9 protein-coding genes are annotated in these 10,654 nt (G+C 46.6%); 7 read left to right on the plus strand and 2 right to left on the minus strand.

Features of this window, described 5'->3' with window-relative positions; genetic code table 11:
* Nucleotides 1–354: 354 nt before the first annotated feature.
* On the minus strand, nucleotides 355–585 hold the full coding sequence (locus tag JIE71_RS12120; RefSeq protein ID WP_199508979.1) for an addiction module antidote protein: 231 nt from the start codon (nucleotides 583–585) through the stop codon (nucleotides 355–357).
* 26 nt (nucleotides 586–611) lie between these two features.
* On the opposite strand from JIE71_RS12120, the gene JIE71_RS12125 reads away from it, so the two are divergent.
* The 3 genes from JIE71_RS12125 (at nucleotide 612) to JIE71_RS12135 (ending at nucleotide 4,438) form a co-directional block, all read left to right on the plus strand.
* A complete protein-coding gene (locus JIE71_RS12125; RefSeq protein WP_323126940.1) occupies nucleotides 612–1,487 on the plus strand; it encodes a PepSY-associated TM helix domain-containing protein in 876 nt (291 codons plus the stop codon).
* A 148-nt stretch (nucleotides 1,488–1,635) separates the two neighbouring features.
* Nucleotides 1,636–1,968 carry a YnfA family protein gene (locus JIE71_RS12130; RefSeq protein ID WP_199508980.1) on the plus strand — a complete coding sequence of 111 codons (333 nt, stop codon included), beginning with the start codon at nucleotides 1,636–1,638 and terminating at the stop codon, nucleotides 1,966–1,968.
* Nucleotides 1,969–2,188: 220 nt separating this feature from the next.
* Nucleotides 2,189–4,438, plus strand: coding sequence for a TonB-dependent receptor (locus JIE71_RS12135; RefSeq protein WP_199508981.1), 2,250 nt, complete (start codon nucleotides 2,189–2,191; stop codon nucleotides 4,436–4,438).
* A 305-nt stretch (nucleotides 4,439–4,743) separates the two neighbouring features.
* On the opposite strand, the gene JIE71_RS12140 is transcribed toward JIE71_RS12135, so the two are convergent.
* Nucleotides 4,744–6,486: a potassium/proton antiporter gene (locus tag JIE71_RS12140; protein WP_199508982.1), complete on the minus strand. Its 1,743-nt coding sequence runs from the start codon at nucleotides 6,484–6,486 to the stop codon at nucleotides 4,744–4,746.
* A gap of 282 nt (nucleotides 6,487–6,768) precedes the next feature.
* Here JIE71_RS12140 and JIE71_RS12145 point away from each other — a divergent pair, with 282 nt between their 5' ends.
* The 4 genes from JIE71_RS12145 (at nucleotide 6,769) to queA (ending at nucleotide 10,376) form a co-directional block, all read left to right on the plus strand.
* Entirely contained in the window at nucleotides 6,769–7,191 is a 423-nt protein-coding gene (locus JIE71_RS12145) for a MarR family winged helix-turn-helix transcriptional regulator (RefSeq protein ID WP_199508983.1), read from the plus strand.
* A gap of 54 nt (nucleotides 7,192–7,245) precedes the next feature.
* Nucleotides 7,246–7,995, plus strand: coding sequence for a siderophore-interacting protein (locus tag JIE71_RS12150; RefSeq protein ID WP_199508984.1), 750 nt, complete (start codon nucleotides 7,246–7,248; stop codon nucleotides 7,993–7,995).
* A 2-nt stretch (nucleotides 7,996–7,997) separates the two neighbouring features.
* Nucleotides 7,998–9,083, plus strand: coding sequence for a DNA polymerase IV (gene dinB / locus JIE71_RS12155; protein ID WP_199508985.1), 1,086 nt, complete (start codon nucleotides 7,998–8,000; stop codon nucleotides 9,081–9,083).
* 141 nt (nucleotides 9,084–9,224) lie between these two features.
* Entirely contained in the window at nucleotides 9,225–10,376 is a 1,152-nt protein-coding gene (queA, locus tag JIE71_RS12160; RefSeq protein ID WP_228284685.1) for a tRNA preQ1(34) S-adenosylmethionine ribosyltransferase-isomerase QueA, read from the plus strand.
* Nucleotides 10,377–10,654 lie beyond the last annotated feature (278 nt).

Below are 10,654 nucleotides of genomic sequence, written 5' to 3' on the forward strand. Positions count from 1 at the left end.
TTTAGCTTAAAATTAGCCTCCTTTATCGGAGGCTTTTTTATGGACTCCGAAAACTCTATTTTCCAGCTCTGCGCGTACTCCTCTAGCGTGTCCTAAAACTCATGCCAGCACTTAAATAGCTTAATATCGTCTTAAACAATAGGAATACCTAGCCTTTTGTCAGGGTGTGAAGTTTTTAATACCCTTTCATGGGGTTAATTTGGTAATGGCTGCGCGCGCTCGATTAATACCGCTTTAATGCGCGCAAATATGGTGCGTTTTGTGCGCGTTAATTCTCCCCGCTGGGGATTATCTCCTAAATTATCGCCATTGGTGGTTATTCGCTATGCTGCACGCATTGCCGTTTTATTGCCGTTACGCTTCTGCCAGTGGCTCATGATTGGCTTTAGGGGTCAAGGTCACCTGCAAGCCCATACCATCAATAATCTTTAACATGGTGTCAAAACGTGGCTTCTCTGATCGCAATGTCTTATAAAGACTTTCACGTCTTATGCCTGTTTTTTCTGCCAGCTCGTTCATTCCTTTTGCTTTTGCCACATCGTTTAGCGCTTCAATAAATTCGCTGGGGTAAAGGTCAACGCTCATGGCTTGACGCGCACAATGCTTTTTTTGTGCTGCCCCTACCTTTTCATATCATGATTACCTTTACAGGCATCATGACGCTTGTTGCGCTGTATATGCCATGGGGAAGCAAGGTTGCCGATGTTGATACCACACAGCTTTTTGAAGACATTTATTCTTACCGAGCCGCTGACGCAACGGAGCTGCAACCTGCTTCGATGGTCGATATCATGCCTTTATTAACAGGCGCGCAATCAGAATGGCAACGGCTCAATCCTAACTATAGGGTGACCAGTGTTAGCATCAACCATCCGAACACTGACCACAGTAAAGTTATTATTGATGGCAGAGCCGAGCATCAAATCTCGACGATAGGTGTCTTTCGTATTTATGACGGTCAAACAGGAAAAATGCTTGAACAAAGTCAGCCGCCCCCGCTTGCGGTGACGACTCATACCGTCATGGTAGGGCTACATGCGGGACGTTTTTCCGACTATGGATTGCGCTGGATGTATTTTTTATTGGGCGGTGCAGGCTGCGGTATGATTGCTACAGGACTGGTGCTTTGGACAGTAAAACGGCGACGCCAACTACTCAATGTACACAAGCCGTACTTTGGCTTTTGGCTGGTAGAAAAGCTTAACATTACGACGCTCGCTGGACTGCCATTAGCAATGGTTGGGTTGTTATGGCTCAACCGATTGTTGCCTTTAGAGATGACCGCGCGCGCCAAATGGGAAGTCGATGGTTTTTTTATACTTTGGGCCAGTAGTTTTGTGCTGACATTATTACTTCCCAGCCGCTACGCATGGCGTGTGTTGCTGTCTAACCTATTCATCTTACTTAACTGGCTATTTTGTGATCGTGTGGTTTGCCAGTTTGACCGTTGCGGCAGGGCTGGTCTATCTGATTATGATTGTTTATGAGCAGTTGGTTCATTCATAATCTATACGTCGGACAATACACACTGAAATTGTAGATTGTAAGTCATTAATAGCCCAAGTCTTCATAAATGCTTATATAATATGGCCAGTTTAATAGAAACCCAATCAAACGAAGCATAAGGTAAAAGTTGTGTCTGAACTAAGAACCGTTGGGCTTTTTGCCATTACCGCACTTGCAGAGATTGTCGGCTGCTATTTGCCTTATCTGTGGCTAAGAGAAGGCAAATCCATATGGCTTTTAGTGCCGAGCGCTCTGAGTTTGAGCGCGTTTGTATGGCTGCTCACACTACACCCAACCGCTGTAGGTAGAGTGTATGCTGCGTATGGTGGCGTTTATGTCACTATGGCTATTTTGTGGTTATGGGCAGTTGATGGTATTCGCCCGACAATGTGGGATGTCTTAGGCACGTCAGTTGCATTACTGGGTATGGCAATCATTATGTTTGCCCCTCGTCCTACTTAATTACAGGTCTGTTAATTATTGTCCGCTTCGCTGTCCGATTATTTAGAAAAATAACACCTACTCGAGCGTAGGTTTTACGCATCCTTTTATACAGCATGATAAGTAATACGTCTAACGAACCGCTACTTTCCTTTTAAATAAGTCAGTGTTACATACTAGACACATTTAAACGATAAAGGTATTATTAACGGTAACAATTATCATTTATATCGGTTACATTATGTCCTGCCTTGATACATCCGTTTTAAATCCTGTTTCTACTCGTTCCCGTTTTCGTCAGTTGCCATTATATCTTGCCATCAGTGCTTTATTGCCCTTACCTGCTATGGCGGTAACTGCTGATAGTACCAATGATGAAGCACCCAGCACCACATTGGATAAAATTGTGGTGGTTGCCAACCAAGCGCCAACAGCCATTAGCGATATTCCTGCAACCATTTGGTATGTGGACAGATACGCGGTCGATGAAGCAGCGCGTACAGGCAAACGCCTAGGAGATTTTTTAGCGCAGCAAGTACCGTCGCTAGATTATGGTAGTGGCGGGCGTACCAGTGCAGGACAAAACCTACGCGGACGCAGCATGCAGGTCATGATTGATGGGGTATCCCTCAATTCATCACGCGCCATCAGCCGCTATTTAGATTCTGTCAGTATGGAAAATATTGACAGTATCGAAGTGTTGTCAGGGGCATCTGCGGTTTATGGCGGCGGTGCGACAGGCGGTATTATTAATATTAAAACCAAAAAAGGCTTGGCTGGCACGCCACAAGTAACGACTGAAATTCAAGCGACCACAGGCTTTCAAGACAAAGACGACCTTTCTTATAAGGGGCACTTTGCCATTGATGGTGGTACTGAGCGCGCCACTGCTCGCTTGGGCGTCACGTATGAGCAAACAGGCTCATTTTTTGATGGGGATGGCGACATGCTCGTCCCTGATACCACTCAAGGGTCATTGCAAGACAACCAAACCATCGACGTACTTGCCAGCACGCAGCTCAAGATTGATGAGGCACAAACGCTTGATGTGTCCGCTCAATTTTATGACAGCAAACAAGACACCGACTATGGCATTCAATATGATGTGAGTCAGTCGCCGTATGATGCCAAGATTAGCGATGGCTTTCGTAGCGACCGTCAAGCACAGACAAAGCGTCAGCAGTACAATGCCAACTATCATCACGACGATGTCTTTGGGCATGACTTATATGCGCAGCTGTCTCACCGTACTGAAGAGTTGAGCTTTATTCCCTTTGTTTATGGTCAGTACTTTGCCGCCTCGCAGCAATCTACGGACGTCACGTCAGCACGCTTAGCCTTAGCAAAAGATTGGTCAGATAAGCTAAAACTGACGTATGGTATTGATGGTTATCGAGATGACTTAGACAGCGATAAGATGATATTTGACCCGCAGATAAGTGCCGAAACAGGCGGCTTGGTCAATAAAGCGTATGCAGTTATTGGTCGTTATCCTGGTACGCAAGTTGACTCTGTCTCAGGGTTTTTGCAAGGTGATTATAAAATCACCGATACCCTAAACGCCACTGCAGGTATGCGCTATCAGCACCTAAAAAATACTGTTGATGATTTTGTTGCAGACAAAGTGCAGACCCAGATTGCTTTAGGCAATGCAACAGGTGGCGACGCGATTCCTGGGGGTAGCAATGACTATGACGTAAGCCTATTTAACGTCGGCCTAAACTATAAGCCGAGCAGCGATATGCGTTATTTTGCCAACTTTTCACAAGGTTTTGAGCTGCCCGACCCTGCCAAATTCTACGGTCAAGGGACATACGCGCTTAACAATGGCTATTATGAGCTATTAAATGGCTCAAACGTCTCAGGTACAAAACTAAAAGGCATTAAAACCGACAGCTACGAGCTGGGTACCGACTTTAGATACAATGATTTTAAAGGGAAAGTCACAGGCTACTATAGTTTATCGGATGGCAGTATCAATTATGACCGCTCGACCCTACTTATCACCCAAAGCGACAACAAAAAGCGCGTTTATGGTGTTGAGTTTAAAGGCGATTATCAGCTAAATGATAACGTCAGTGTTGGTGGCTTGGGGCATTGGGTACAAAGCGAGACCCAAATCGATGGCGATAGCTACGAAGATACAGTAGTCACTGATACCAGCCCATCGAAATATGCGCTATGGGCACGCTGGGAAGACGACTTACAAGCCCTTAAACTCCAAGCCAATATGATGCGTGATGTATCAGGTAGAGCCGCTAATGGCAGCACTCAGACACTAGATGGCTATACGACTCTAGATTTAGACTATACCTATTATTTACCATCGGGTGAATTTAGTATGGGCGTACAAAATCTACTCGATAAAGACTACACCACCATTTGGGGACAGCAGGCGCAGATTTATTACGGTAGCCTAGCCCCTGAGTCGGCATTTGATTATAAAGGCCTAGGCCGCACTTACACGATTGGTTACACACATCGTTTTTAAGCGTTATTTTAACCATTAAGCCAAACCAACAAAGAAGCGCCTTTATCTGGATAAAGGCGCTTCTTTATAAAAGTTGTCAGCAGCTGCAATATTATAAGTGCAAAAAATAGTAGCGCATTACCAGTGCTTGCTCACTGCCAATAGATTCGCCCAAAAAGTAGTGATTGATAAAAGCAACCACCCCAATACCTACCAAGGCAGTCGCCAGGTTCAGCGCAATAACCAACAATAACGAATGACGCTGCTGTTGCCAAGGCTTTGCGCTAAAGCACTGAATGGTGATACGTCTACAACAGACAAAAATTCTACGCTGCCGTACCCACTTGATGGCGTTTGAGACCGATACTGCGCAGCATGCCACGCTTATCGACTTCTTTGACAATCAATGACCACTCATCATTAATCTCTACCCTATCGCCAGATACAGGTTTGGCATCCAAGTTAGACAAGACAAACTCCGCAACCGTCTGCTGCCAAACGACAGACGTATCCATATCCTTAAAAAATGGCAAGTCGGCAATTTTGACATTGGGTGAGAGCAGCCAATCACCATAAAAGTCGTTTATTTTCTGACGGTTCAGTTTGGTATTGTTAAATATCTTCGCCACTTCTTTTGCGTGATCGCCACGCATTGCATACCACACCACATCACCGAACGCTAACTGCGTATCGTCATCAACCGGCAATACCAGCTGATTTCTGACTACCGCAAAGATAGTAATTTCGTCGGTATTGATTCTATTGGTAATCTCTTTAGGGTGTCGACCAATCGCAAAAGCACCCTCTTTTACTTCAAATTCATACAGCGTAATGCTAGAAGCGTCCGATACCCAAACCTCATGCTCTTCTTTTGGTTCATCGCGACTTGGAATACGCACGCCAAACCAATTGGCCATCATCGGAATGGTCATGCCTTGTAAAATAAGCGATACCACAACCACCCCAAAAGCAATGTCGAATAATAAAGACGCCCCTTGTACCGAAGCCATAACAGGCAAAATAGCGAGCGTAATCGGCACCGCGCCGCGCAGACCGACCCATGAAATAAACCCCGCTTCACGGTTTTTAAACTTAAAAGGTTTGACGCTACTAAAGACAGCAATGGGACGCGCTATAAAAATCATAAAGGCAGCAATGGCAACAGAATAATGCCAAACATTGAGCACGTTTGATGGTGTTACGAGTAAACCCAGCACCACGAACAATACCGCTTGAGATAGCCATGCAAAGCTGTCCATCACACGCAGCACATGTTCAGTCGCGCGCACCTTGGTATTACCAATAATAACGCCTGCAAGATAGATCGCCAAAAAGCCGCTACCGCCTATCAAATTGGTCGCCGCAAATACCGCCAAACCTGCTGATAAGATTAAGATAGCGTACATGCCTTCTGCCAAATGCAGTTTGGGCATCAGACGCGCCAGTAAGTAGCCAGCAAGCAGCCCGAATACCAAGCCAAAGCCAATCTGCTGTAATAACAACCAAATAAAGCCAAAGGCTGTCTGCCCTTCAGGATCGATATTGAGCGCAATCAATCCTGTCACAAGCAAAATAGCCAAGGGATCGTTCGCGCCTGATTCCAGCTCTAGGGTCGCCTGAACACGGGCGTTTAGCTCCACCCCACCATGACGCAATAAAGAAAATACCGCCGCCGCATCGGTCGAGCCAACAATCGCCGCCATCAGCATACCAATACGCCAATCGACATTGAGGAGCCATGTCACAAATGCGCCCAATATCAGCACTGTGGCGAACACACCCCATGTGGCCAAAACGACCGCAGGCTTTAGACCCACCCGAAATGAGCGAAACGAAGTACGCAAACCACCATCGAGCAAGATACACGCCAGCGCCGCCTGCCCAATAAAGTTGGCAAGCCCATATTGAGCAAAATGGATACCTAAAATGCCTTGCTCACCTGCTAGCATCCCCACCACCAAAAACAGCAGTAATAAGGGAATACCCAACCGCGCAGATACGGTACTCGATAAAATACTTGCAAATATTAATAATGCCCCTACGAGGTAGAGAACATTTAAGGTATCCATGCTTTATTATCCTTATATCAGCCATGTTATGCCGTGATACGCTGTCTGTCGCAAACGCTTAAAAACAAAAAAACACGATGGACTTTGTGTACAAAATCTATCGTGTTTACCCTTTTAATATAGCGACCTAAACGCGGTAGCACAACTAGAAAACACAATAAACTCCTTTTAAATGTGTGACCTATGCCATAAACGCCTTTCTTTATCGCCTATGAACATAGTTGACACTATCAACTATGTTCATTATAGTAAATTTAACTTTTTATTGAGGTGATGGTTGTTATGTCCGCTTTGTCCTTGAGTGACACCCTGCATCGCTTGATGCATTGCTATACTTACTTGCTGCGTGAAGGGGTGCGTCGCCAAGGTATCGCGCTATCCATCACTCAAATTCGCACACTAAAAAGTATCCGCAGTTTACCAAGCAGCACCACACAGATCATTGCCGACCATTTAAAGCGAGACAAAGCGCAGATTACGCGCGCGTTAAATGCCTTATTAAACGAAAAGCTCATTGATAAGACCATCAATCCGCAAGATCAACGCAGTGCTTTATTGACCTTAACAGAAGCAGGTCAACAGATGATCAGTCAGCTCGAAACTGCTGAAGCGTGGGCAGCAGACATGCTCACTCAAGACTTAGATGACGAGCAACTTGCGCTTTTTTTAGATATCTCAAAGCAAATGCTCATACCGATACGATAGCCCATAACAAACCACAATACGCTATCAAACACGTTATCCTATAAGGAATCTGTTATGCCAAAACCAGCGCCTCGAACCTTAACAGTCATTGGCAATAAAAGCATTACACCCAACATGCGCCGCGTTACATTAGGCGGTACACAGATGCAGGGCTTTCCTAAAGACCAAGAAAGCGCCTATATTAAGCTGTTGTTTAGTCAAGCAGACAGCGAACGCCCGTTGATGCGTACCTATACCATTCGCGCCCAGCGCGATGCTGAAATCGACGTCGATTTTGTGGTACACGGACATACTGGCATTGCCTCTCAATGGGCACTTAATGCTCAGATTGGCGATACCATGAGCATTGGTGGCCCAGGCCCAGCCAAGCTGATAATGCCTGATGCCGATTGGTTTTTGCTGGTCGGTGACATGACAGCACTACCCGCGATTAGCGTTAATTTAGAAAAACTGCCAGCAGAGGCTACAGGCTTTGCGGTGATTGAAATTGCTTCAGAGGACGATAAACAAGCGTTAATCAAGCCCGCAGGCATTGAGGTGATTTGGGTGATTAATGAAGCCATCAGCGCCACGCATAGCCCGCTACTTGAGCGCGTACAGACATTACCATGGTTGGGCGGTCAGCCAAGCGTATGGGCAGCGTGCGAGTTTCATAGCATGCGTAAGCTGCGCGACTATTTTAAAAAGACTCGTGAGGTGCCAAAATCACATCTGTATATCTCAAGCTACTGGAAGATTGACCGTACTGAAGATGAGCATAAAGTGGACAAGCGTCAAGACAGTGATGCCGAAGCAGCGTCATAACCATGACTGAAAATAGCGCGCTCCCACTGCGTAAAATCATCCATATAGATATGGATGCCTTTTATGCCAGTGTCGAACAGCGGGACAATCCCAGCTATCGCGGGCAGCCGCTGGTGGTCGGTGGTGATCCTGATGGACGCGGTGTGGTGGCAGCTGCCAGCTATGAGGTACGTGCCTTTGGCGTGCGCTCAGCAATGTCTTGTTTTGAAGCGCGTAAGCGTTGTCCAAACGCCATTTTTGTGCGTCCGCGCTTTGAGGTCTATCGCGCCATCAGTGCTCAGATTCGCGCTTTGATGCATGCGTTGACACCGCTCGTTGAGCCACTATCCTTGGACGAAGCCTATCTGGACGTCACAGGGCTAGAGATACACCAAGGCTCAGCGACACTCATGGCCAACCAACTGCGCGCGCAGATTAAAGCTGCGACAGGGCTTAACGCCTCAGCGGGAGTATCATTTAATAAAATGCTCGCCAAAATCGCCTCAGACATTAACAAACCCAATGGCATTGCCGTCATCACGCCAGCGGAGGCGCACGCTTTTATTAGCAGCTTACCCATTGAGCGCTTTCATGGTATTGGCAAGGCAACTGCAAAGCGTCTGCACGAGATGGGCGTACATACAGGGGCGGACTTACGCGCAATAGATGCGCAGATACTAGTACAGACCTTTGGCAAACGGGGGCAGTTTTATCATGATATCGCACATGGTATGGACAATCGCCCTGTCAAAGCCACCCGCCAACATAAGTCAGTCGGTGCAGAGACCACCTTTCATCACAACTTAAATGATGATGGTCAGCTGATGCAGCACATCTACGCGCAAAACGCTGACGCTTTTAATCAATTACAAAAAAAACAACTGACCGCCTATACCGTCACTTTAAAGGTTAAATACGCGGACTTTAGCCAAGTCACCCGCGCGCATACGGCATCGTCTGCTTTTTTGCAACTCACCGACGCCCATCACTGGCTGGACAAGCTGTTTGCCAGTATTCCCCGCGAACAGCCGATTCGCTTGGTGGGTGTGACTTATTCTTCATTGCAACCGATGCAAGAGACTTATAGTCAGCCAAGTTTGTTTGAGTAGTGAGTCTTTTTTTGTGTTTGTGCTTTATTTTGCTTAGGCTATTTTTAGTTTTATATAATGCTCTTTCAATCAAGCAAAACCTCACTTTTTTGCCGCTTTCTGCTACACTAGCGCCAAAATATTAACACCCTTAGATAAGTTATGACTGCTATGACCGATGCCGCCCACACGCCTACAGACACCACGAGCGATTACTTAAGCGTAAACGACTATGATTACGAGCTGCCTGATACGCTGATTGCACGCTATCCATTGGCCCAGCGCTCTGCATCAAGGTTGCTATACTTGCCTGCTGGCGGGGCGGCGGCGGATTATCAGTTTACCGACTTGCCTGATCTGCTCGGCGAAAATGACTTAATCGTTTTTAATGACACTAAGGTCATGAAAGCGCGTCTGTTTGGACAAAAAGACACAGGCGGCCGCGTCGAAGTGCTGGTTGAGCGCTTATTGACCGAGCTACCCGACACCATTGCCGCAGACGATACCCATGCAGCGCCTAAGCATTTGGCACTATGCCACATCAAAGCCAGTAAAGCGCCCAAAGTCAGTCAGCGCATCCAACTGGCAGACAATCAGATGGGCGCAGTCGTGCTGGGTCGTCAAGAAAACTTATTTGTGGTGAGCTTTGATGCACCTGTTTTGCCTGATCTAGAGCGTTTTGGCGAGCTGCCAATACCGCCTTATTTTGAGCGCCGCGCCGATGAGACGGACAACCAGCGCTATCAGACCGTCTTTCATGACCCAAGCAAGCTTGCCAGCGTTGCCGCACCGACCGCAAGCTTACATTTTGACGATACAGTATTACAACAGCTTGCCGATAAAGGTGTGCAGACGGCATTTGTGACCTTGCATGTGGGCGCAGGTACGTTCGCCCCTGTAAAGACAGACAACCTATTAAACCATACCATGCACAGCGAATACGCGCATTTGCCGCAAGATACGGCAGATATGATTAATGCCACGCACGCTAAAGGCGGTAAGGTGCTGGCAGTTGGCACGACGGTCACGCGCGTGCTCGAGACCGCGTATCAAAAGACAGCGCAAGATGGCGCAATGCTTAGCGCGTGGTCGGGTGATACCGATATCTTTATCTATCCTGGGTTTCAGTTTGGTGTGATTGACCGCCTATTGACCAATTTTCATTTGCCAAAATCAACCTTACTCATGCTGGTTGCCGCTTTTTCAGGCAAAGCAGAGATTGAGGCGGCCTACGCGCATGCGATTGCCAATGAGTATCGCTTTTTTAGCTATGGCGATGCGATGCTGTTAGAAAATAACAACCGAGCCTCATAAAGCAGGTTCAAAGATTAGAAATGAGGACAATATAAGGGCTTGTTGAACATTCGCAAATAGGCACTGCTGATTGCTAAAATTGTTCCAGACAAGGCACAAAGCGACGATAATGCAGATGCCTTAGCAAGATTTGTAACACAGTATGGGGCAATTTTAGCATCAGCCCGCAGGGACAGGACTCTTTTTTGCCGCTTCATCGTTAAAAATAAACGCTTAGAATGACTAAACTTATTATTTTTAACATCGAATCGCCTAAAAAATAGTCGCTGTCAGTGCCA

It is taken from the genome of Psychrobacter sp. bablab_jr014, from assembly GCF_016464015.1.
Lineage (GTDB): Bacteria > Pseudomonadota > Gammaproteobacteria > Pseudomonadales > Moraxellaceae > Psychrobacter.

Excerpts from the sequence above, each read along its gene's own strand:
- JIE71_RS12140 (WP_199508982.1), bottom strand. The coding sequence starts at position 6,486 with ATGGATACCTTAAATGTTCTCTACCTCGTAGGGGCATTATTAATATTT.
- dinB (WP_199508985.1), top strand. The coding sequence starts at position 7,998 with ATGACTGAAAATAGCGCGCTCCCACTGCGTAAAATCATCCATATAGAT.
- JIE71_RS12120 (WP_199508979.1), bottom strand. The coding sequence starts at position 585 with ATGAGCGTTGACCTTTACCCCAGCGAATTTATTGAAGCGCTAAACGAT.
- JIE71_RS12135 (WP_199508981.1), top strand. The coding sequence starts at position 2,189 with ATGTCCTGCCTTGATACATCCGTTTTAAATCCTGTTTCTACTCGTTCC.
- JIE71_RS12150 (WP_199508984.1), top strand. The coding sequence starts at position 7,246 with ATGCCAAAACCAGCGCCTCGAACCTTAACAGTCATTGGCAATAAAAGC.
- queA (WP_228284685.1), top strand. The coding sequence starts at position 9,225 with ATGACTGCTATGACCGATGCCGCCCACACGCCTACAGACACCACGAGC.
- JIE71_RS12145 (WP_199508983.1), top strand. The coding sequence starts at position 6,769 with ATGTCCGCTTTGTCCTTGAGTGACACCCTGCATCGCTTGATGCATTGC.